Genomic DNA, 21711 nt, shown 5'->3' on the forward strand with positions numbered 1-21711 from the left:
AAATCGACGTCGCGCGGCGGCGCCTGCGGGGGGCATCTGCTTTCCGACGCATTGGCGCGGCGTCGCCCGGGGTCTGCGGCTCGCTCCGGTCCGGGCGGGTGGTTTACGTGAATCGCAGTGGGAATGCGTCGAGCTCGAGGGAGGCGCATTCGGGGGAGAGGCTCATCCGGGGAGGGTCGGGCGCGGGGATTGGGTTTCGCCGCAGGGTCGAGCGGGCCGGAAACCTCCGGCGGAGCTGGCGTGCGGGATTGGGGCGCGCAGCCCATGGGACGCCGTGCAATTCCCGAGAGACTGCTGTTAGCGTGCCCTGTATGAACGCGTCGGCACATCTCCTAGATCACAATCTGCTCGTCATCCAACAGGTCAGTTCGGTTGTGAGCGACAAGTACGCGATCATGGACGGAAACGGCAATGCGGTCGGGCGCATCGTGGATATTCCGGACTGTTTCTCTGCTGCCTTTGGCACCAGCAGATTCGACGTCCTCGATGCCAACGGCTCCGTGGTTCTGCGTATGGGAGATCAGTTCGACTTCGATTTCGACTTCAGCCATGTGCGCATGCGCGACATCCCCACATACGTCTTGGCTCTTTCCAACGGCGCGTTTCTGGCGAGCATCGTGGACAGAACCGGGTTCGTGGGCAGGAAGCTCGCCATCTGCCCTGCCGCCGGGCCTCCGCTGAATGTGCGGGGCAAAACCTTTGATCGCGACTTCGAGGCGACGTTCGGCGACGGCGGCGCCGTCGTCGGGACAGTGAAGCGCGAATGGGCCGGAGTCTTGAAAGAAGCCATGGGCCGGGACCGTTATACGCTGAGGATTCATCCGCAAGCTCCCTGGGAGCACCGGCTGGCGCTGCTCGGCGGGACGCTCGCCATAGACGCCCTGCGGATGCGGGAGTGGCTCTCTTCCTGCAGGCTCCGGGATTCGGACCTCTGACGCGGACGCCCTCTGGGGCCGGAGGCCGCATGTTTATCAATCCGTCCAAAGGCGGTGCAGCCCGTCGGCGCGTCGGCGGCTCGAAAAGCGCCGACGGCCAACGCCTTGGGCGTCACGCCGCGCGCCGACGTCCCTCCCTCGGCCCGTCTGTGCTTTGGGGGCTCTCAGAGCCGACTTCTCTCATGAGGCGACGTGTTCTCGTTTGTCGGAGCCGTCTTCGACGAGCGCGGCGGGAACCGATCCGCTCGAAGCGGCTTGCGCTCGCCGTTTGCGGCGTTCCAGTCATGCCCAAGAGTTCGCGGACGCAGCGGCCTTCTGATCCATGAGGTCCAGTGCGACCATCCCTCCGAGCACCGCCAGCCGCTGAATCTCAGAGGCGCCTGTCTCGAAAGTGAGCGCGTAGCGGCCGCGGCCGGCCGGGCCGATGGCGTGGCCCGGCTTTTCGTGCGCGGAGCTTGCGACCAGGGCGTCGCCGTCGGCGGACTTGACCTTGAACTGGCGGTCGAGGAAACTGCCGTGCAGCGTCATCGGAGCCTCGTCGACCGGTTCGATCGACATCTCGCGGACGAAGCACGCGTATCTTTCCTTGACGCCGGCCAGAAGCTCGCCGTCGGGGTGGTTCACGGAGTAGGCGTTCCTGCCGAAGTTTTGCATCGCGCTGACGTGGATGACGACGGAGCCGTCCGCGTCGACGACGTCGAACTTGCAGGGGGACTTTGAGGAGCGATGTTGCGTGGACTCGGTTGATATGATATTTCCAACAATGTTTCCATCGGCGTCTTCAATGGTGAATTCATCAGATATGGAGGGCCTGATCTGCTGCATGACAAGAAGATCGCGTTCGGCAATGCTCTGCTGTGCTTCCATAGTTCACACACTAGCGTCCTGTTTCGCCCTTGGACAGGGCGTTCGTCCGATGTTCGCGCGCGATTCGCGTGTCTTCGCGCATATCAGGCTGCGATGGCGGTTCATCTCACAGAGGCTCCGGCCCCTCGGCCGCTGTCGGGGCTCCCGAAATGCATGTAACTTCGCTGGCGGAAGGCGTCGCATTTACGGGGCATTTCTTGTGAATTAAGTAGGAATCGTAATAAGTGATGATTTTAGATCTAAAATCTCGTACCGTCGAAGAATGTTAGGCCATTACATAAACATGAATAACGAATCCGTCGCTCCGGAAGGCGACAGACTCATCATGCGGCGGCGCAGTTTTTCATCATCCAGCGATTTCTCCATCGAAGGCAAAGACGGGGCCGTCGTTGGTCGAATCGCCGGTAAAGACAGCCGAAAGCCCCGGCCTTTCGGGAGATTTCGCGAGTTCGAGATTGTTGACGCTTCTGCCGACGTCCTTGCTTATGTCAGCAAGGTGCGAGTTCCCGGGGCCCGAGGAGGCTATGACCTTACGCGGCAGGACGGTTCCCCTCTTGGGGCGATCGTGTGCGCGAATTCCCCGGCAACCGTCATTTTCATTGAACCGGCTGACGGTTTGCCGATGGAGTTCCACGCCGAAAACGTTCGCCATCGATTCGACATAAAATCCATGGAATCCAAGGCGTCTGTCGTTCAGGGAAGTTATCGGCTGACCGGCGGCGTAAAGTACAGGCTGGATTTCGCTCCGGGCGTCTCCCGCGATTGGCAGGTGTTGGCAATCGCGGCGGCGCTGGCGTTCGATGTCTCCCGACGCTTCGGAACGCAGTTTTTCCGTAAGGTCACGGGAGGCTGAGAAGCGAGAAGCCCCCGGAAGGCGGGGTCAGAAGCCCGGCGGCGTCGGCCAAGGCTCGTCCTTCTCGAGCTGGGCGGCGAGGGCGAGAAGCAGGCCTTCGCGGCCGGGCCGAGTCACGAACTGCATGCCGATCGGCAAGCCTTCCGCGCTCACTCCGCCGGGAATCGACAGCGCGGGATGGCCCGTCACGTTGAAGATCGCCGTGTTGACGACCATTGGCGTGCTCCGGAAGACCGACGCGAACGTGCTTCGGCTCTCCAGCCAGCCCGAAGGCTGTGGGAGCACCGGAATCGTCGGCATCGCCAAGACGTCGGCGGTGGGGAGGAAGCGTTCGTTGAAGGTCCGGGCGATCTTCTCGCCGCGGCGCTCGGCGAATCTCGCCAGGCGTGCCGGAATCAGGCGGCCGACGGCGGCGATGCGGCGGGTGTGCCTCTCCAGCTTCTCGGGCGCCTCGACCGAGTCGGCCTCGGTTGCCATGCCGGAGAGGAACTGCAGAATGAAGGCGTCGGTGGGCACGGGCCACGCGGCGTGCGTCTCGCGAACGTCGTGGCCCAGGCGCGCGAGCTTCTGCACCAACGAGGCCAGCGCGCGATCGACCTCGGGGTCGTTCTTTAGCCCCGGCATCGGGGAGCGCCCTGTCCAGGCGATCCGCAGCGGTCCGGTTCCGCGTGCGACGACGTCGCGATACGGCTCGCTCAGGGGCTCGGCGTGCCAACGGTCCGAAGGCAGGCTGCCGGCGATCGCGTCGTAGAGCAGCGCCGAATCCGCCGCCGTGCGGCTCATCCCGCCGAAGGTCACGAGTGCGTGCCAATGCTGCGAGAGCGGGGCCATTGTCACCCGGCCGCGCTCCGGCTTGAGGCCCAGGATTCCGCAGCATGAGGCGGGCAGGCGAATGGAGCCGCCGCCGTCGGCGCCGAGGGCGATCGGGGTCATTCCCGTCGTGACGGCCACGGCCGAACCTCCCGAGGAGCCGCCGGGGGAGAAGCCGCGCCGCCAGGGATTGAAGGTGGCGCCGTAGCGGTCTGAGATCGTTTCGGGGCAGCGGCCGAACTCCGGCATTGTCGTTTTGCCGACGACGATCGCGCCGGCGGCGCGCACGCGGCGGATCACTTCGCTGTCGGCCGCGGCCGGCGACGGGTTCCCGCTGCCGCCGAGGGTGGTCGGCAATCCGGCGACGTCGTATTCTTCCTTCACAGCGATGGGCACGCCTGCCAGGAGCCTTCCCGCGCCGTCGGCTGGGGCGCTCGCGCCGTCGGCCTTACGGCCCTTGGCTTCGCCGGCCAGTTCGGCGTCGAGCCGGTCGGCCTCGGCGAGAGCCTCCTCGGTTCGCACAACGGCGAAGGCGTTGAGCTCTGGATCGAGGCGGCGGATGCGTTCCAGAGACGCGGCTGCTAGCTCGCGCGCGGTCCAGCGCCCCGACCGCACACCTTCGGCCATCTCGCTCGCCGACAGTTGCGTGAAAACGTCCTCGTTCATAGCTTTGATTCTAATCCCTGCACGCTTCCAAGCGGCGCCCGACTTCAACGAAAGCCTGCCGCCAATCGGCGCTCGACCGCTAGCCTTCGACTGTCGCCTGCTTCAAGCGCCCGTCTTCAACCGGTGTTCGCTATTAGGCGACATTGGTTTATATGTGGCATTGGCTTATATGCGGCGCTCGCTCCTGGCCCGCGTTTCGGGCAAGGCTGCGGCTATGCGCCTATGCCGCAGCCTTCTGTCCGTCCCTTTTACGCGGCGAGTGCAGCGGCTCTCTTACGCGAATTCGACGACGACGGGCACGTGGTCCGAGGCCCCCTTGCCCTTGCGTTCATTGCGGTCGATATGCGCCGCGGCGACTCTCTGCGCCAAAGCCGGGCTTGCCCACGCGAAGTCGATCCGCATGCCTTCGTTCTTCGGAAAGCGCAGGCGCTGGTAGTCCCAGAAGGTGTAGGGGGCCTCGGTCGCGCCGCGCGTGACTTCCGCGAATCCGGCATCGCCAAAGGCGTGGAAAGCTTCACGCTCGGGGTCGCTCGCGTAGAGTTCGCCTCGGAAGAGTTCGGGGTCCCACACGTCGGCGTCGCTCGGGACGACGTTCCAGTCTCCCGCCAAGAGGAGCTGGGCCGAGGAGTCCTCGGCGAGCTGTGCGCTCGCGGCCCGCCTCAAAGCGGCGAGGAATTCCAGTTTGTAGGGGTAATGCGGGTCGTCGAGCGCCCGGCCGTTGGGCACGTAAAGGCTCCACACGCCGACGCCGCCGCACCGCGCGCCGATCGCACGTGCCTCGACTTTCGGCTCGGCGCCTTCTTTGCCGAAGGCGGGCTGGCCCTCGAAGCCGACGGCCACCTCCTCGATTCCCACGCGCGAAAGAATCGCCACGCCGTTCCATTGGTCGAGCCCGTGGGCGGCGACTTCGTATCCGGCGGCTTCGAACTCGGCGGCAGGGAACTGGTCGGGGCGGCACTTCGTCTCCTGCAGCAGGAGGACGTCGAGGTCCCAACGGTCGAGAACGGCGAGCGCCCTTTCTTGCCGCGCCCGAATTGAGTTGATGTTCCACGTGGCGATGCGCATGCCCCAAGCCTACCCGGCCAGCCGCCTTGCCCGGCCAGCCGCCTTGCCTGGCGGGCTGCCTTGCCTGATGGGCTGCCGTGCCTTGCCTGGCGGGCTGCCTTGCCTGATGGGCTGCCGTGCCTGGCGCACGGCGCTGTGCCTTGCCTGGCGGGCTGCCGTGCCTGGCGAACGGCGCTGTGCCTGGCGCACGGATCCGCCAGCGGAAATCCTCCGGGCGCCGCACTGTTCTGCCTTGTTGGCGCGCGACGGTCTGTCTTGTTGGCGCGCGTGAAGGGCTCCGGCTGTTGAAGCCCGTCGAATGCGGCAGGCCAAGGCCGTTGTAGACTCGTTTGCCGATGATGTTCAGAGCCGTTCTCCACAGCGATCTATCCCGACGCGAACTGAAATGCCTTCGCGATCTCTTCGACGGTGAGTATTTTCGCGAACACGGGCCTTGGGATCCTGACGCGCCGTATGGGTATGCGCCCGCCGACGTGCACGTCGTCGTCTCCTCCGACGGCCGCCTGCTGGGCCATGTTGGATTTCAGTTGCGCAGCATCGCGGTGGGCGTTTGCGACGTGGCGGTCGCTGGAACCGGCGGCGTGCTCGTCCGCAAGCAGTCAAGGGGGATCGGTTTAGGCGCTGCGCTTATGCGCCGTGCGCAAGCCGCGATGCGGAGTTTTGACGTCCCGGGAAAGCCAAAGGCGGAGTTTGGCTATCTGGGCTGCAGGCCCGAGGTTGTGCCCTTCTATCAAGCGACGGGGTGGCGTCGGATCGACGTCGTCGAACGTCATGTCTCCATGGGTGAGAAGCGCGTTTCCACGGGCGAGGGCAACGCCGTCGGAAAAGGTCCGGGCGACACAGGAAAAGGTCCGGCCGACGCCGGGGACGGCCCGGTCTCGATCGTCGTTTCTGAGGGGGCGCCCGTGCTTATTTGCGCCGCTTCGCGCGACGTCGGCGAATGGCCCGCCGGACCCGTCGACCTGCGAGGAAAGCCGTGGTGACGGGTAGGCGTTCGGCACCTGTTCTCCTTGACTGCGGCGTCTGTTTGTCCGGGCTTTCACGCTTTCTTGTTCCTAGTTTTTCGTGCTCTTGCGCCTAGTTTTTCGTGCTTTCGATGAAGGAGATCATTGTTTCCAGTTTGTGCGACCAAAAGATCGTCAAATCGTTCTTTTGGGCGCTCAAGAGGTTGTGAACTTTGAACACTCCCGAGAGCACCGCCGCCGGTATGCAGGAGGCGGTGCCGAATTCTCGCAGCCAGACCTTTGCCTTGACCGCCGCGTCGTTGTTGAGCCGTTTGACCGAATTGGTCGAAGAGTTGCTGACTTTGCATTCGGTCGGCATCGCCCGGCCGTCCCAAAGGCCGATGACGAGATCCGCCTTCCTTCCGCCGAACAGAGATTCCTTGCAGAACTCTCCGGGGCCGGGAATCCGCGAGAAATTGTCGACGCTGCGGCGTTCGACTTCGACGTATCCACTCGCAAGAAGGGCCTTCGCGACCTCGTCTTCTTGCAGGTTCTTGGCCGCGCTGCGGCGCGCCGTCTGAACTTTCTGATTGGCGATGAGGGCAGCGGTCGAAACTATGGCAGCCGTGCTCTCTTCGGCTGTGGGCATGCGATTCTCGCCGAGCCACGGAAAACGTTCTCGGTCAAGTCCCAACAAGACGACGTCGATGATATTCCTCGTGGCACCGGGGTTCTTCTCTAAATACGAATGGCTGAGCTTGGCGTCGGTCAGGACTTTCAGATCGTCTTCGCTGACCGAGGGCGAGGTCAGGTAGCGGATCTCGGTGAGGTAGCCGTGCCTGGTCAGCAGCTCGTGGGCTTGGTCGCGAAGCCGTGTGAGACAGCAGGTCTTTTCGAAGATGTCTTCAATATTTCGGCGATGCGCGTCGAAATGGCCGAGATACAGCTCCAAGGGCTCCTGGACGCGTGTCTCGCGAAAACGCGAAATCGCCTTCGCCGAGTCGGCAGAAAGCTCCTCTTCGGACCAAAGCGGCGGCTGTGCCTGCGGGTTCACGGCTCGGTCCCTTCTGCCAGCCGGTCGAGGTTTGGAACGGGAATGCGCTCCATCTCCCTGGGCTCGAATTTCACAAGCCCGCCGGCGTACGTTCTGCCTTGGGACAGATTGACGCTTGCGCGCAGAGCGTCTGCTAGGCGGTCGAGGAGCGCGGGGCTCATCGGTGTCCGCGGATAGACGCCGTGCGCGATGTTGATGTGCCGGGCATCAATGTCGTTGCGCACGAAGGCCGGGGGGCGCCGGGCCATGTACGTCGCGAGGATTGGCGCGGCGTCGCGCAGTCCCACGCTCCACCACGCCTTGCGATTGGCTGCGATGTATCCCTTGTCCACGCCTTTCAGTTGTGCCTCGCGCAGAAATCTGTCTATTTGCCGGCGTTCCTCGGCGTCGAAGACGTCAAGGTCCCACGGAAGGTCGATGACATTGCGCAATCCTTCCCCGGAAGTCAGCCGTTTCCCCGCCGCGAACAGTTCGCGGGCCTTTGTCACGCTTGGGAAAAGGACCCGCTCGGGGAGGTCGGAAGCGGCGCCCCGCCTTACCCACACTCTGTTTGCCCCGGTGACCGCGCCTCGGTGAACGCGGCACAGCTCGCCAAGTTCGACGTACCCTTCCGGCAGTTTGGGGGATGGGCGCGTCAGAACGGACCATTTGTCGGAGGCGGCGAGCCGTTTGCGGGAGACGCCGCGTCCGCCTTCGAGCCGGCCAAGCTGCCCGACGGACCTCACGCGGCGGAGTTTGACGGCTGCCGGTGAGTCCCCGATCTTGAAGCATGTGATCATGCCTGTTGTGGCGACGTCGTCGAACGGAAAGACGCTGGCGTCGATGAGATGGAGCGATTGGCCGCCCAGGCCGTCCAAAAGAAGGTCGCGAACGAGCTTGCCGTAGTTGACGTCGAGCCATTCCGAGGATGTGATGAAGGCGCCGTAATCCCCGGGGCGGGCATGCTCGGCGGTCGCCAAGAAGAAATGGACGTGCAACCCGGCGAGTTTGCTGGCCTTCAAACCGTGCCGTTTCGCCGTGGCCGCGAACCATTCCTTCCATTCGGGCGATATCGAGTGGTGACGCACATAGGGCGGATTGCCCAGGAAAAGCGTGGAGCCGTCTGCCGGGGGCAGGCTGAGTGTGCGAAAGTCGCTCACACGGACCTCAGCGCGATCCGCAAGGCCGCACGCCGCAAGGTTTGCCCGCAGCATCAGCGCCGCGAGGGGATCGACGTCGACGCCGAACAGGCGGGCCTCGGGAAAGCTCTTGGCCGCGGCCAGAAGATAGCGGCCGGAGCCGGCGCCGGGGTCGACGACGCGCGTCGGCGAGCCGTTGGCCGCAGCCCAAGCGGTCATCGCTTCGACGATCTCTCGCGACGTGTAGGTCTGCCCCAGCGGGCGCCGCAGTTCCGCGGAGTGGACGCGGCAATAGGCCGTTCCCAGGGGATCGCGGCCGGCCCGGATGAGTTCTCGGATTTCGGCCAGGTCGGAACGCGCAGGGCTCGGCGCGTCGCATCCGTCGACGATTCGCGATTCCTCGGCGGTGAGCGCGTCAGCATGCTCGGCCGTCAGCGCGGCGGCCGCCACGATGAGCGAATCGCGAGTCGAAAGAACGTCCATGCCACTAAGCATCTCATTCGCCTCCGACACTTTTCGAGAAGCTGACGGCCGCCGTCGCCCCTCGGTGTGAGAAAGGACGAGGCCGACTAGGCCCGTCGCGCGACGCTCCGCCTCGCGACGCCCGCTAGGCGCGCCGCGCGACGTTCCGCCTCATGCCTTGAGCTTCGGGATAGGCTGAATGCATGGCTACCGCTTTAATAACCGGGGCGACATCCGGAATTGGTCGTGAAATCGCGTGGCAGTTGGCGGCTGAGCGCATGAACCTCATCCTCGTGGCGAGAAGTGCGGATCGACTCGAAGAGGTGGCCGAACATATCAGGCAGGTCGCCGACGTAGAGGTAGAGGTCCTGCCGGCCGACCTCTCGCAGGCCGAGGGCACCCTGCGCGTGTGCGAGCGCCTCATCGACGACGAGCGCCCCGTGGGCCTGCTCGTCAACAACGCGGGATTCGGGCTCGGCCAAGACTTCGTCGGCGGCGACATCGAACGCGAGCTCAACGCGCTCAACGTCATGGTGCGCGCCGTCCTCATGACGTGCCACGCGGCGATCCCCGGCATGGTCGCCCGCGGCGGCGGAGGCATCCTCAACATCGCCTCGATGGCCGCACTGACGGCGCAGGGAACCTACTCCGCGCACAAGGCCTGGGTGCGCACCTTCACCGAGGGCTTGGCGGCAAGTTTGAAGGGCACGGGCGTCAACGCGACGGTCGTCTGCCCCGGCCTGGTGCATACAGAGTTCCACGAAAAGGTCGACGTCGATCCGGGGCAGTGGCCCGAATCCGCCTTTATCCCGGCCGAGCGGGTGGCCGCCGAAGCCATCGAGGGCGTGCGCCGCGGCAAGGTGGTCGTCACGCCGTCGCGAAGGTACCGCGCGCTCGCGGGCGCCCTCAAGGTCGCGCCGCGGAGCCTCGTGCGCGCTGTCGCGGGCCCGGAGCGTTCCGGCCGCCGCGGCTGAGCCTGCTCTGTTTGAGTCCAGCGTCGTCCGTGATCCCGCTCCGGGGCTAGCCCTATCTCAGCCTGGCTCTCCGCAGCTGCTTATCCTCCGCGCTCCGCTTATACCGCGTCCCGCCTCTTGGAGATTACGGCCCCAGCTTTCGTGACGCGTCGTTTGTGCCGTCTCGTTGTTTTGTGCTGTCCGTCGTTTTGTGTCGGGTCGTCCAAGGCCACGACGCCATCGCATTGCGGTCGCTTGTACCTCTCCCCGGAATCTGGCGCGAATTCGCCTTGCTTTTCGGGTTAGCCTATTTGAGCAAGGCCGGTCAGCCGGTCTGGCCCTGACGACTTTCGAGGCGAAGGCTTCGGGCGTCGGCGGGGCTTGGAAAACTGAAACCCGCGATGCGGAGCCCCGGATGCGGCCCTGCGTCGCACGCGAACAGGCGTCGCAGGCACCCCGTCCAGGGCACGCTGCGGAACCGGAAGGAAGGGAACGATGAAGGTTGCCATCATCGCCGTTGCAGCGATCTTGCTCCTGCTGATTCTGTGGTACATCGTCACGTACAACGGGTTTGTCAAGCTGCGGAACTTCGTCCAGGAGTCGTGGCGACAGATCGACGTCGAACTCAAGAGGCGCCGGGATCTCATTCCCAACCTCGTCGAGACGGTCCGCGGGTATATGGCCCACGAGCAGATGACGCTGCAGGCCGTGGTCGAGGCTCGTCGCCTGGCGGAGGCCCCGGCGGCGTCGCTCGCTCAGAGGTCGCAGAGCGAATCGGCCCTGTCGGGGGCGCTTTCGCGGCTTTTTGCCGTTGCCGAAAACTACCCGACGCTGCGCGCTGACACGAGCTTCCTCAATTTGCAACAGGAGTTGACCAACACCGAGGATCGCATCGCCGCGGGCCGCCGTTTCTACAACTCGAACGTGCGTGACCTCAACACGAAGGCGGAGAAGTTCCCCTCCTCGATCGTGGCGTCGATGATGAGCCTGCAGAAGGCCGAATACTTCGAGATCGACAGCGCCGACAGGCAGCTGCCCCAAGTCAACTTTGGAGGCTTCAACACGCCGCCCGCTGGCGGCTTCGGCGGTCAGCCCGGGTACGGGCCCCAGAATGGCGGAATGCAGCCCGGCTACGGCGGCCAGCCTGGAGGCGGTGTCTAACCTGGACGCCGCACGCCAACCCGGCGGCTTCGGAGGCCAGCTTGATAGTGGATCTCAATGCAGACTCGACCGGCCTGGGTGGAGGCAACCTGAGGGCTTCGCGGTGGTCAGCAGGTCATTTCGGCGTTCGGTCCGAATGCCGTCGAACCTCGACCCGGGTATGGTCCGCTTAGCGGTTCCGTCTTGTGGCCAACTGCTTCACGCTGCAATAGGCTCAAGCCCCCTTAACTCAGACATGTGAAAGCTCGGGAGCATATTCATTCGATGAAGAAGAGGCACGGTGTCCTACTCAAGGAAAGGCGACGGCCGTAGACGAAAAAAGCGTAACTAGGGAGAAGAAGATCAGAGCAACGGAAACTCCAGTACTTCTGAGGCTATGCAAGCAGTCAAATAGAAGTTTCGATTTTACTTGCCAAATGGTTAGGGGTCACTCTATTTGATCTTCACTCTAGTGAAGTTGGGTAGTGAAGCTGCACATTTGTTTAAATATAATGAATTTTATTGATTTTTAAGTTGTTAAACGGTTCACGATCCGATTATATTAAATAATGTTGATGTAAATGAGTTTAACATGATTTTGTGCATGATGCATGTTCTTTTAGAATAGAAAATCTGTCTATTTATCTGGGGAGTCTGCACCTTATTTAAACTTTCAATAGGCTTTCTTTGGTTGTTAAGATTTCTAAAGGGGAAACCTCAACTTATAGGAACAAGGCTTCTATTGAAAGGGCGAAAATGACTTTCTACACTCTCGACGGTCTTATCGGCAAAGTTAAAAGAGCTGCTGTTGATGCTTACTTCTCTGGCTTCGATTTTTGGTGTGTAAAAGGTGATAGATACATATATGAAGACACTCAAGTCGATTTGAACAACCCGGATGAAGGCATCGGTTTAACGGCTCCTGATGACCACGGTAATGGGGGACTTGAACCTTTTGGCGGAGGGGAAGTGCTGAAAAGTGGCGCTCTCAATGAGTGGAAGTTGAAAGCTATGGATGTGATGTCGCGTGTCGATAAGGCGCTAGATAAATGGCGTTCGCTCCCTGAGCCGTCCGGGCTTGACGGTGGAAAAGAGATATGTGAGACAGTCTATAGCTGCTTGGCTAATCAGGTCATTCAGGGGGACACAGAGGAAGGCAGCAAGACGCCAGTGTTTCAGGGGACGATTGCCAAGCAGTTGGAAGGGGCAAACGACGTAGCTCGCACGCAGTTGTCTGGTGTTGGAATGTCTAGCTTTAAGAATAACTTTCTTTTCCGAATGCAGGATATCATGAATAAGTTCTGTGGTGTTTCGTATGTCATTGAAACCGCTCTTGTGGCGGAGCGAGCTGGGATAGACAGCGCGCGTTCGGCTGTTCTAGGTATCGCTAAGCAAGCCAGGGAGTCCTTTGCTTCAGTTGCCAATCAGCCACATGAGGAAATCACAGCCGCTGATGTTCGCATCATTGCCGCGGGAGCCAGCGCAGTTGCCGCTATCGCTAGTGGAGGAACGGCTTGGGTAATGGGGGCCGGGCTTGTCGCTTTAGGTTTAGAAACGATTGGCGACGTAATGGAGAGAGAGGTCAAACCTGCCCCGCAGTCATATGACACCGTGATGGATAACATGGAAAAAGCTCTGGAAGAGGTCAACAGGCAATTGAAAGAGCTTGAGCAGTCGGTACGCAGTAACCTCAAAAGCAACTATGTGAAAATGGATGAAAACAGACACGACTTTGACTTGGACTTTCCAGTTGTTCACTACGACGATGTGGATAAGACGGATAGGAATGGCGGGACCAACTCTCGCGACACTGAACTCAAAATTGGAGATGTTTATCTGATGAGAGAAATTGCTGATGTGACTTTCCCCGAAGTCGCTGCGGGTGTGAGTGTATTGTCTCAAGCCGTTCGATCTTTCGAAATTGCTCTCGGTCGGGCAGCGGATATCGGATGTGGTTTCAATGGACCTTCTCTTGAATTTTATGACATAAAAGAGAGATTGGCCGATTTAAGTCGGGATCTATCGGAAGATATCTACTTAGGTGCTCATACTTTGGGAGTGGTTCTTGATATGTATGAGGATATTGACTACCGATCGGCAAAGGAATTAGACAGTAAAATGGCGGAATTTGAAGGCCAGGCCTCTTCTAGTGATCCATGGCAGCGCAAAGAGTGATATGTGTCTATCTGTACGTTTATGCATTGTTTTAAACCAATACAAGTAGGTTCTGGAATAGCCGGGTTCCTTAAAAGCATGAGTGGTCACTGCACGTGGATATCGATCGTGACGGCACGAACGGCCCTTTTCGTGGCTGGTCTGTTGAACGTGTCAACTTCTGGTTGCTTGGTGCGGAGACTTCATGGGGAGGTCTGCGCAATCGACGGAGACCGCCAATTCTGGCCGTCCCATGCAGGGATTTTACGCCGGCCTCTGGCAAGTAGTTCTCGTACTACGTGAACATGCGCCGCGCCACCCTTCATCATGAGGCTGTGCCCGCTTGTCGAGCATGACATGCTCGACAAGCGGGCTTTGGCGTGGGCATGGTCGACGCCGTCGGCGGACTGACGGTGGGCGGCGGAGCAAACGCATTCCTTTTTGCCTGCTGCAATGTAGGTGCAGGCTCGGCTGCCCGCATGGTGGGGTGCTCGTTCCCCGCATCCGCACTAGACCGGTCGGCAAGTCCCCCTAGGTTTTGTGTCTTACAACTTCGACCATTCGATGTCGGTAAAGAGGAGCAGGGGAGCTGGCGTGGGCGAGCGAGGTCCCCGCGTTGCTTCTACGGAGCTAAGTGTCGAAGCTTCACGCTTGTACACAGATTCAGTGAAAAATATAGAGCTTAGATCGCATAACCTTAAGTATATGCTTAGAATATTTAGAATGCTGACTGTGAGGCCGAAGCGGAAAAACGCACAGTTTAGCAAGATGTCGCCGACCGCAGATGCAGACCTCATATCACATATTCATATGAGTAGAATCCTGACGGATGAATAACGTGCATTTTCCAAGAGTAACCTGGCTGTTAATCAACACAGTAGTCTCGATTGAATAACTTAGCTTAGATACATTTTTTAGTTAAAAACTGTATTTTTAGGCCTTTTCATAGGTGTTTCTTCTAAAAAATATGTCTCTACTGTTTATATGCAACCGTGATACTTGAATAGATTGCTTTTGTCAAATGACGATAAGACTAACTTGAAGTTCACGAGTTCTGCCCCACTACACTTGAGTCCGTGAACGATTCTCTTCGCAGGCGACTCATTGAACTGGTCGGCTCTTTGGCCGTCCAACGCGGGGACTTTACGCTGGCCTCCGGCAAGAAGTCCTCGTATTACGTGGACATGCGCCGTGCCACGCTTCACCACGAGGCGGGCCCGCTTGTGGGGCATGTCATGCTCGACATGCTCGAGGAGGCGGGTTTCGGCGCGGGCGTGGCCGACGCCGTCGGCGGACTGACGATGGGAGCCGACCCCGTGGCCACCGCCATCATGCACGCCGCGGCTTCCCGCGGACTCGACGTCGACGCCTTCGTCGTGCGCAAAGAAACCAAAGACCACGGCACAAAGCGGCGAATCGAAGGCCCGTCCATTGAAGGGCGCAACGTCGTGATCTTGGAGGACACGTCCACGACCGGCGGTTCGCCCATCCAAGCCCTCGAAGCCGCGCGCGAGGTCGGGGCGAACGTGCTGGCCGTGGCGGTGGTCGTCGACCGGGCCACCGGCGCCAGGGAAAAGATCGAAGCCTGCGGCGTTCCGTACCTTGCCGCGCTTGGACTGGAAGACCTCGGCCTGGAAGCCCAGGTATGACTTGGCCTGGAAGCCAGGGCATGAGGCGGAAGCCCGGATGTGAGGCGGCGAACGCGGCTTCGGTTGCTGTGGCGGCTTCCGCTGCGAAGGCAAGGGCCAGCGATAAGGCAGCGGATCAGTTTCTCGGCGTGACGGGGAGGTCGGCGTGACTGATGACCCAACGGAGGCTGTCGACGAACCCCTCGGCGTAGCTCAGAGGCCGGATGCGGCGGCAGCGGATTCTGCCGCCGGGGCGGAGCGATTGGCGGATAAAGCGGTCGGGGCAAAGCAGCTGGCGGACGAGGCGGTAGGCGATGTCGGGGAACTGCCCGCGGCGGCGAGCAGCCCCGCCGGGTCTTTCGAGCCCGCGCAGCTTTCCGGACCGCCCGAGGACCCCTCGCTGGGCAACGCGCGGCGCGACGTCGGCGTCGGCCCGCATCCTCGCCCGTGGCCGGATGATCCGCGCCTCGACCCGGCCCTGCTGGAAAGCGGCGACCGGCGCAACGTGATCGACAAGTACCGCTATTGGAGCGTCGAGGCGATTCGGGCCGATCTCGCTCCCAGCCGGGCGGCCCTCCAGATCGCCATCGAGAACCTGGCGCACGACCTCAACATCGGCTCGATCGTGCGCACCGGCAACGCCTTCAATGTCTCCGGCGTGCACATCGTGGGCCGCAAGCGGTGGAACCGCAAGGGCGCGCTCGTCACCGACAGGTATGTGGACGTCTTCCATCGGCCTGAGGTGCGCGACGTCGTCGAATGGGCCAGGGCAAACGACTACGTGATGGTTGCCGTTGACAATCCGCCGGGGTCGGCTGCGCTCGAAGAGACCCGGCTGCCCGAGCGGTGCCTGCTCGTGTTCGGGCAGGAATCCTCCGGCATCTCGCCCGAGCTGCTTGCGGCCTGCGACTTCGCCGTGCGCATCGAGCAGTACGGTTCCACCCGCTCGATGAACGTGGCTGCTGCCGCCGCCATCGCCATGCATTGGTGGTCCGTGCAGCATCGGTGAGGGAGCGCGCGGCTTTGAAGCGCGGCCGAAGTGCAGCACCGTTGTGTTGGAGCACGTCTCCTGGGAGCGATTCGCAGCGACGGCAGCCTTGTGGAGGCAGTATCGGTGGCCTTGGAAGGCGGTGTTGGCTGCCTTGGAGGGTGCCGACCGCCTTGCCGAAGCAGTGACCGCCGTCTCAGCGTGACAGTGGCCTCAGTCGCGGGCGGGAATCTTGGGACGTTCGCGTGTTGTGTACCTGCCGTCAAGTGAGAGAATAAGAGGGTAGTCAGCAACAACACGAAGGAGATTATTCGTGGCTATCGCAACCCCTGAAGTCTATGCAGAGATGCTCAACCGCGCCAAGGAAGGCAAGTTCGCCTACCCGGCAATCAACGTGACGTCATCGCAGACCCTCACAGCGGCCCTGCAGGGATTCACCGAAGCTCAGTCCGACGGCATCATCCAGGTGTCCGTCGGCGGCGCCGAGTACGCCTCGGGCTCCACTGTCAAGGACCGCGTCGCCGGTTCGCTCGCCCTCGCCGCATATGCGCGCGAAGTCGCCAAGAACTACCCCGTGACCGTCGCGCTCCACACCGACCACTGCGCCAAGCAGAACATCGATTCGTGGGTACGCCCCCTGCTCGAGCTCGAGGCCGAGGAAGTCAAGGCCGGCCGCCTTCCCTTCTTCCAGTCGCATATGTGGGACGGCTCGGCCGTTCCGTTGGCTGAGAACCTCGAGATCGCCAAAGAGCTCCTCGCCCTGTCGCAGGCCGCCAACACCATCCTCGAGATCGAGATCGGCGTCGTCGGCGGCGAAGAAGACGGCGTGGTCGGCGAAATCAACGAGAAGCTGTACACCACCACCGAAGACGCGCTCGCCACGGTCGAGGCTCTCGGCCTCGGCGAGAACGGCCGTTACCTGACGGCTCTGACCTTCGGCAACGTCCACGGCGTCTACAAGCCCGGCCACGTCAAGCTGCGCCCCGAGATCCTGGGCACCATCCAGGAAGAGGTTGCGGCGAAGGTCGGCTGGAAGAACAACCGCCCCTTCGACCTCGTCATGCACGGCGGCTCTGGCTCCACCGCAGACGAGATCGCCCTCGCCGTCGAGAACGGCGTCATCAAGATGAACGTCGACACAGACACCCAGTACGCCTTCACCCGCCCCGTCGCCGACCACATGTTCCGCAAGTACGACGGCGTCCTCAAGGTCGACGGCGAAGTCGGCAACAAGAAGGATTACGACCCGCGCTCGTGGGGCAAGCTGGCCGAGGCCGGCATGGCCGCCCGCGTGCTCGAAGCCTGTGACCGCCTCGGCTCGGTCGGAACCAAGATGAGCTGAGGCCAGAGCTTCTTGACGATCGCTTCGGTTCGACTGGGACAACGGCGGTCTGGCTAGACGGCTCAGATTCCACCGGACACGACGCTGCGCCGTCGTCGGCGAGATTTTGCCGACGACGGCGCTTTCCGTTGAACGGCCGTTGTCATGCACGAAGGCACTTTTCATGCCTCGCCGCACTCCTATGCCCTGACACCGTGCCTATGCCGTGCCGACAAAACCGCGCCCTTCTTTGCCCGGTAAAACGACCCTGACACCGCGCCTATGCTCTGACACCGTGCCTATGCCGTGCCGACGCTTTATTCTCCGGGCGCCTCTCCTGCGCGGGCTGACCTCGCCGTTGCGCTTTGACGTCGCTTTGCCGCCGCTACGTTGTTCTGCCGCGGCATCGTTCTGTTCCCGCCAGCTCGCTTGCCGCTTGCCTCAGAGGGCCGATGGTTCCCCGCTCTCGGCGGCCGGCTAAACTGACGGTCGGTGCCGATTCGCTCGCTGACGATGCTTCCCCGCTCTCGGCAGCCGGAGACTGTTCCGGCCCCGGAGACAAAAACTCCTAGTCGCGGGCCGCATCGAGCAGTTTGTCCAGCGCGGCCTTCTCGATGATGGCTTGCATGTATGCCGTGAACGCGACGCCGATGATCGCAACGAACCAGACTGCGGCCATGCGCGCCTTGGGAACCGCGACGAAGACGGCCAGCGGAGTGAGAGCCACTGCGACATTGGCCAGTGTGCGCCACAGGTAGCCCCCGGCAAGCACCGCGGCGTTTCCCACGTGGCCGATTGCCGTGTTCTCGAAGAATGCCTGGAGCGGCGCCGTCCAGCTGAGCACGCCCAGCACGGCGGCGAGCCCCACGATGAGCAGGCCGTTCAGGCCGCCGGCCAAGCGAGAATCGTCGATGCCCGAAAGGAGCCAGCTCTCGGCCGCGCCCGCGCCGAGGAGGATTGCACAGGGAATCCACCAGCCCATTGATTGAACCAGATTCTTGCGGAAGGCGGCCCACCACGTGCGCACGAGGTAGCCGTCCTCCTCGCGGACCGTCTCGCCGCAGACCCGGGCGCAGGCCGTGAGCGCCGCGCCCGCCGTCGCCACGGGAATGGAGGCGGCGAGCGTCAGCAGATTGACTATGACCAGATCGGTTGCCGTCGACAGGCCCCGATAGAACTTCGAGTCGGGAGACAGGACGCCCATGCGATCGCGTGGCTCAGCCCTTGACCGCGCCCGCGGCCACGCCCTCGACGATGTACTTCTGGCAGGCCAGGTAGAAGACGACGATCGGGATGACTGCCATGACCAGCACCGCCATCTGCGCCCCGAGGTCCTTGTTCCCGTTCGTTCCGATCATTCCTTGGATGACGATCGGGATCGTCTTGTAGCGCTCGTCGCTGCCTATGACGAGGTAGGGGAGGAGGAAGTCGTTCCACACCCACATCGTGTTGAGAATGGCCACGGTGACCGCCGTCGGCTTGAGCAGCGGCATGACCACGCGGAAGTAGTTCTGCAGCGGCGAACAGCCGTCGATGTAGCTGGCCTCCTCGATCTCCAGCGGGATCGACTTGACAAAGCCGGAGAAAAGGAACACCGAAAGGCCCCCGCCGAATCCGAGATAAAGCAGCACCATTCCCCAGGGAGTTGCCAGCCCTAGCCTGTCGGCGATGCTCGACGTCGGAAACATGACCATCTGGAACGGCACGATCATCGAGAAGGCGAAAAGGTAGTAGATCACCGACGTCCACCACGTCTTCACGCGGGTGATGTAGTAGGCCGTCATCGCGCAGAAGAAGACGATCACGGCCACAGAGGCCACCGTGATGAACAGCGACCACAAGATCGCCTGGCCGAAATTCTCGTCCCCGAGGGTCTTCGTGTAGTTGTTCAGACCCACGCTCGACTCCCCGTCCGGCAGCGAGAAAGGGTTTTCCGAGATGAACAGCTTGCCCTTGAACGAGTTGATCAGAATGAATGCGAGCGGAATGAGCCACAGAAGCGAAAGCAGCGTCAAGAAAAGCGTGAGAACCGCCCTGCCCGGGGAAAAACGCGGACGCGAGACAGCGGGCATCGGCGCTTTCGCGGCGGCCGAGGCTTTCGCGGCCGCCGACCCCTTGGAGTCGGGACGTTCGGAGTCGGACGGGGTGCTCGCCGCGCCGGACGCTGTATGCGCCGCTTCGGCTGCGACGGCGCCGGAAGCGGCGTCGGACTGGGTGTTTGCGGTGCCCGACGCCGAACGCGCGGCGTTGCTGTTGGTGGCGCTCACTGGTCGACCTCCTTCGAACGGGTGACGCGCAGCTGAATGAAGGCGATGACGGCGACGACGATGAAGAAGATGACGGCCATGGCTTGCGCTGTGCCCTCGCCGTTGCGAATGTCGAACATCCTCTTGAAAATGTTGAGGGCCGCCATCTGGGTCTCCTTGTAGGGCTTGCCGTCCGTCAGGGCAAGGTTTTGGTCGTACATCTTGAACGTGTTGGCAAGCGTCAAGAATGTGCAGATGGTGATGGAAGGCATCATGATCGGCAGGGTCACGGACCTCATCGCCTGCCATTTGGAAGCGCCGTCGATCTGCGCGGCCTCAATGAGCTCGGGCGGAACGTTCTGCAGGCCCGCGATGTAGATGATCATCATGTAGCCCATCATCTGCCAGCTGGTCAACAAGACGAGTCCTGCGAACCCGTACCTCCAATCGTCTTGGATCGACCCTTCGGCGAAACGGTTGATGATCGCGTTGAGCATTGTCTGCCACGTATAGCCGAGCACCAAGCCGCCGATGAGGTTCGGCAGGAAAAAGACGGTTCGAAAGACGTTGGTTCCGCGGAGCTTGCGGGTGAGCATGTAGGCGAGTGTGAATGCGCCGATGTTGACGGTGACGATGGCCACCGCCGTGACCATGGCCGTGAAAGTCAAGGCCTCGACGAAGTGCGACCTTTCGGAGAACGCGGCTGCGTAGTTTTTCAGACCCACCCATTCGGCGTCGTCGATGGCCGTGAACTTGTTGAAGGAAAGGTAGACGCCCACCACGAAGGGAATGAGGAAGGCGATGGTGAAAGCGATGAGTGTGGGCCCGGTGAAGACCGGGAAGTATTTCTTCAAGGATCTGGTCATGATCGGTCTCCAAAAAGAAGTGCGGCGACGAGCCGGCGGTGTGCCCTTGCCCTGCGAGGACTGGGCGTTGTCACTTTACAGAGATTGCGGTGCCGCTCCGCAGGCGAGTGCGGTAAGACGGCCACGCGGGCACCCGCGGCTCCGTCGCTGCGCCGAAGCGCCGGAGGGCCGATGCCGCCGTGTATCTCCTTGCGCGGGTTCGCCCCGACGCCGGACTTGCGCTGCGGGAAGGCGGGCCGAGCCGGGGCGGCGTCGGCCCGCCTGTGCGTTAGCTGTCCTTGTTCTGTTCCTTGCCCTTCTTCCACTCGGAAGTGAAGTACTTGGCGACGTCGGACCACTCTTCCTTGCCGGCTGCGTACTGCTGGAGGTGCGAGCCGAGCTGCTTCTTGTAGTCTTCCGAGGGGAAGACCGTGAAGTCCCAGGTCACGGGATCCAGGTCCTTGTTGTTGATGTACTTGACCACTTCCTTACCGAGCGGATCGGACGGGCTCTGGGAGGAGAATGCCTCAAAAGGCGCGATGAAGCCGAGGTCCTCGGAGACCATCTTGGCGCCTTCCTTGGAGGTGTAGAGCCAATTGACGAAGTCGATCGAAGCCTTCTTGTCGGATTCGGAGGCCTTGTTGTTGAGGGCGAGGTAATTCTCCGTTCCGATCGCGATGCCGTTCTTTTCCTCGCCTTTGACTCCCGTGTAGATCGGAAGGAAATGAACGTCCTCAGGCTTGACGACGTTGCCCTTGTCGCCCTTGATCTGCTCCCAGGCCCAGTTGCCGTTCTGGACCATGGCGGCCTGGCCGCGGGCGAACTCGGACATCGAGTCGGAAACGGACTTGTTGCTCGCCTCCGAAGGCGAAACCGTCGAGTTCTTCAGGTACAGGTCGAAGATCTTCTTGTAGTTGTCGAGGTAGGTCCCCTTAAGGGTGTCGGCGTCCTTGGCTTTGGCGTCCTTCAACTCGTAATGGAGGGGGTAGTTGGCCAGGTGGGTATGCCAGCGCCAGTCCTCCCCGGAAGCGAGCGACGTCGAAGCGAATGCGCCCTTGATGCCGAGCTGGTCCTTCTTGGCCTGCATGTCCTCGGCGACTTCCTTGAGCTTGTCGAAGCCCTTGATCTCGTCGACCGACTTCGCCTTGGCGTCCGGCAGGGCGAAGTACTTCTTCATGATGGCGTCGTTGTAAACGATTCCATAGCCCTCGGTGGTGAAGGGGACGCCGTAGATCTTGCCGTCTTCGCCCTTGAGCGCCAAATCTTTCTTTGTCAGATCCTTGGTGAATTTCTCGTCGCTCAGATCCGAGGCGTACTTCTCCCAGTTCTTCAGGCCAATGGGGCCGTTGACGTTGAAGAGGGTCGGTGCGTCAGACTTGTTGATTTCTGTCTTGAGCGTCTGCTCGTAGTTTCCGGCCGCCGCGGTGCGGATCTTGACCTCGACGCCCGTCTTCTTCTTGTATTCTGCCGCGACTTTCTTCCAGGCCTTCTCGGCTTCGGGTTTGAAGTTGAGGTAGTAGACGGAGGCTTTGCCGTCGTCTTTCTTGTCAGAGCTGCTCGAGCAGGCCGCTAGGCCTCCGAGAGATACCGCAGCCGCCGCCACGGCGGCCACGATGCTTGTGGTGCGACGCATGAATGCCCTCCTTTGGACAAACCGGCGAG

At 61.7% G+C, this 21711-nt stretch carries 18 protein-coding genes; 9 read left to right on the top strand and 9 right to left on the bottom strand.

Features of this window, described 5'->3' with window-relative positions:
* The first annotated feature begins 311 nt into the window (after positions 1-311).
* Complete coding sequence (locus tag ACO48X_RS04570; protein WP_485000954.1) at positions 312-935, top strand: LURP-one-related family protein; 624 nt, start codon at positions 312-314, stop codon at positions 933-935.
* Positions 936-1217: 282 nt separating this feature from the next.
* Here ACO48X_RS04570 and ACO48X_RS04575 read toward each other — a convergent pair whose 3' ends face one another.
* Entirely contained in the window at positions 1218-1802 is a 585-nt protein-coding gene (locus ACO48X_RS04575) for an LURP-one-related family protein (protein WP_485000955.1), read from the bottom strand.
* A gap of 283 nt (positions 1803-2085) precedes the next feature.
* Here ACO48X_RS04575 and ACO48X_RS04580 point away from each other — a divergent pair, with 283 nt between their 5' ends.
* On the top strand, positions 2086-2655 hold the full coding sequence (locus ACO48X_RS04580; RefSeq protein WP_485000956.1) for an LURP-one-related family protein: 570 nt from the start codon (positions 2086-2088) through the stop codon (positions 2653-2655).
* A gap of 27 nt (positions 2656-2682) precedes the next feature.
* Here ACO48X_RS04580 and ACO48X_RS04585 read toward each other — a convergent pair whose 3' ends face one another.
* Positions 2683-4131, bottom strand: coding sequence for an amidase family protein (locus tag ACO48X_RS04585; protein ID WP_485000957.1), 1449 nt, complete (start codon positions 4129-4131; stop codon positions 2683-2685).
* 273 nt (positions 4132-4404) lie between these two features.
* The gene (locus ACO48X_RS04590) at positions 4405-5196 is read right to left on the bottom strand and encodes an exodeoxyribonuclease III (RefSeq protein ID WP_485000958.1); all 792 of its coding nucleotides are present in this window, start codon (positions 5194-5196) and stop codon (positions 4405-4407) included.
* A gap of 335 nt (positions 5197-5531) precedes the next feature.
* On the opposite strand from ACO48X_RS04590, the gene ACO48X_RS04595 reads away from it, so the two are divergent.
* Positions 5532-6179 (top strand): GNAT family N-acetyltransferase, encoded by a 648-nt coding sequence (locus ACO48X_RS04595; protein WP_485000959.1) that lies wholly within the window; start codon positions 5532-5534, stop codon positions 6177-6179.
* Positions 6180-6273: 94 nt separating this feature from the next.
* On the opposite strand, the gene ACO48X_RS04600 is transcribed toward ACO48X_RS04595, so the two are convergent.
* Both ACO48X_RS04600 and ACO48X_RS04605 read right to left on the bottom strand, forming a co-directional pair.
* Positions 6274-7194 (bottom strand): XamI family restriction endonuclease, encoded by a 921-nt coding sequence (locus tag ACO48X_RS04600; protein WP_485000960.1) that lies wholly within the window; start codon positions 7192-7194, stop codon positions 6274-6276.
* The gene (locus ACO48X_RS04605; protein WP_485000961.1) at positions 7191-8795 is read right to left on the bottom strand and encodes an Eco57I restriction-modification methylase domain-containing protein; all 1605 of its coding nucleotides are present in this window, start codon (positions 8793-8795) and stop codon (positions 7191-7193) included. Before ACO48X_RS04605 ends, ACO48X_RS04600 begins: the two co-directional genes overlap by 4 nt.
* 182 nt (positions 8796-8977) lie before the next feature.
* Between ACO48X_RS04605 and ACO48X_RS04610 the strand changes: the two genes are divergently transcribed.
* The 6 genes from ACO48X_RS04610 to fbaA all read left to right on the top strand — a co-directional run bounded on the left by ACO48X_RS04610 (position 8978) and on the right by fbaA (position 16979).
* Positions 8978-9748: an SDR family NAD(P)-dependent oxidoreductase gene (locus ACO48X_RS04610; protein ID WP_009198316.1), complete on the top strand. Its 771-nt coding sequence runs from the start codon at positions 8978-8980 to the stop codon at positions 9746-9748.
* A gap of 474 nt (positions 9749-10222) precedes the next feature.
* Entirely contained in the window at positions 10223-10888 is a 666-nt protein-coding gene (locus ACO48X_RS04615) for a LemA family protein (RefSeq protein ID WP_485000962.1), read from the top strand.
* Between the two features lie 735 nt (positions 10889-11623).
* Positions 11624-13042 (top strand): hypothetical protein, encoded by a 1419-nt coding sequence (locus ACO48X_RS04620; RefSeq protein ID WP_485000963.1) that lies wholly within the window; start codon positions 11624-11626, stop codon positions 13040-13042.
* A gap of 1055 nt (positions 13043-14097) precedes the next feature.
* Positions 14098-14670, top strand: a complete 573-nt coding sequence (pyrE, locus tag ACO48X_RS04625; RefSeq protein WP_485000964.1) for an orotate phosphoribosyltransferase — start codon at positions 14098-14100, stop codon at positions 14668-14670.
* Between the two features lie 304 nt (positions 14671-14974).
* Entirely contained in the window at positions 14975-15658 is a 684-nt protein-coding gene (locus tag ACO48X_RS04630) for a TrmH family RNA methyltransferase (protein ID WP_485000969.1), read from the top strand.
* A 292-nt stretch (positions 15659-15950) separates the two neighbouring features.
* Positions 15951-16979, top strand: coding sequence for a class II fructose-bisphosphate aldolase (fbaA, locus tag ACO48X_RS04635; RefSeq protein WP_485000965.1), 1029 nt, complete (start codon positions 15951-15953; stop codon positions 16977-16979).
* Positions 16980-17526: 547 nt separating this feature from the next.
* Here fbaA and ACO48X_RS04640 read toward each other — a convergent pair.
* The 4 genes from ACO48X_RS04640 to ACO48X_RS04655 all read right to left on the bottom strand — a co-directional run bounded on the left by ACO48X_RS04640 (position 17527) and on the right by ACO48X_RS04655 (position 21682).
* Positions 17527-18162 (bottom strand): MusI family membrane protein, encoded by a 636-nt coding sequence (locus ACO48X_RS04640; RefSeq protein ID WP_485000966.1) that lies wholly within the window; start codon positions 18160-18162, stop codon positions 17527-17529.
* A gap of 13 nt (positions 18163-18175) precedes the next feature.
* Positions 18176-19030 (bottom strand): carbohydrate ABC transporter permease, encoded by an 855-nt coding sequence (locus ACO48X_RS04645; protein ID WP_485000970.1) that lies wholly within the window; start codon positions 19028-19030, stop codon positions 18176-18178.
* A 191-nt stretch (positions 19031-19221) separates the two neighbouring features.
* A complete protein-coding gene (locus ACO48X_RS04650; RefSeq protein ID WP_485000967.1) occupies positions 19222-20070 on the bottom strand; it encodes a carbohydrate ABC transporter permease in 849 nt (282 codons plus the stop codon).
* A gap of 268 nt (positions 20071-20338) precedes the next feature.
* Entirely contained in the window at positions 20339-21682 is a 1344-nt protein-coding gene (locus ACO48X_RS04655) for an ABC transporter substrate-binding protein (protein ID WP_485000968.1), read from the bottom strand.
* Positions 21683-21711 lie beyond the last annotated feature (29 nt).

It is taken from the genome of Peptidiphaga sp., from assembly GCF_057238965.1.

Excerpts from the sequence above, each read along its gene's own strand:
- ACO48X_RS04590 (WP_485000958.1), bottom strand. The coding sequence starts at position 5,196 with ATGCGCATCGCCACGTGGAACATCAACTCAATTCGGGCGCGGCAAGAA.
- ACO48X_RS04585 (WP_485000957.1), bottom strand. The coding sequence starts at position 4,131 with ATGAACGAGGACGTTTTCACGCAACTGTCGGCGAGCGAGATGGCCGAA.
- ACO48X_RS04645 (WP_485000970.1), bottom strand. The coding sequence starts at position 19,030 with ATGCCCGCTGTCTCGCGTCCGCGTTTTTCCCCGGGCAGGGCGGTTCTC.
- ACO48X_RS04570 (WP_485000954.1), top strand. The coding sequence starts at position 312 with ATGAACGCGTCGGCACATCTCCTAGATCACAATCTGCTCGTCATCCAA.
- ACO48X_RS04595 (WP_485000959.1), top strand. The coding sequence starts at position 5,532 with ATGATGTTCAGAGCCGTTCTCCACAGCGATCTATCCCGACGCGAACTG.
- ACO48X_RS04620 (WP_485000963.1), top strand. The coding sequence starts at position 11,624 with ATGACTTTCTACACTCTCGACGGTCTTATCGGCAAAGTTAAAAGAGCT.
- ACO48X_RS04650 (WP_485000967.1), bottom strand. The coding sequence starts at position 20,070 with ATGACCAGATCCTTGAAGAAATACTTCCCGGTCTTCACCGGGCCCACA.
- ACO48X_RS04615 (WP_485000962.1), top strand. The coding sequence starts at position 10,223 with ATGAAGGTTGCCATCATCGCCGTTGCAGCGATCTTGCTCCTGCTGATT.
- ACO48X_RS04605 (WP_485000961.1), bottom strand. The coding sequence starts at position 8,795 with ATGGACGTTCTTTCGACTCGCGATTCGCTCATCGTGGCGGCCGCCGCG.
- ACO48X_RS04655 (WP_485000968.1), bottom strand. The coding sequence starts at position 21,682 with ATGCGTCGCACCACAAGCATCGTGGCCGCCGTGGCGGCGGCTGCGGTA.
- ACO48X_RS04575 (WP_485000955.1), bottom strand. The coding sequence starts at position 1,802 with ATGGAAGCACAGCAGAGCATTGCCGAACGCGATCTTCTTGTCATGCAG.
- ACO48X_RS04580 (WP_485000956.1), top strand. The coding sequence starts at position 2,086 with ATGAATAACGAATCCGTCGCTCCGGAAGGCGACAGACTCATCATGCGG.
- ACO48X_RS04640 (WP_485000966.1), bottom strand. The coding sequence starts at position 18,162 with ATGGGCGTCCTGTCTCCCGACTCGAAGTTCTATCGGGGCCTGTCGACG.
- ACO48X_RS04610 (WP_009198316.1), top strand. The coding sequence starts at position 8,978 with ATGGCTACCGCTTTAATAACCGGGGCGACATCCGGAATTGGTCGTGAA.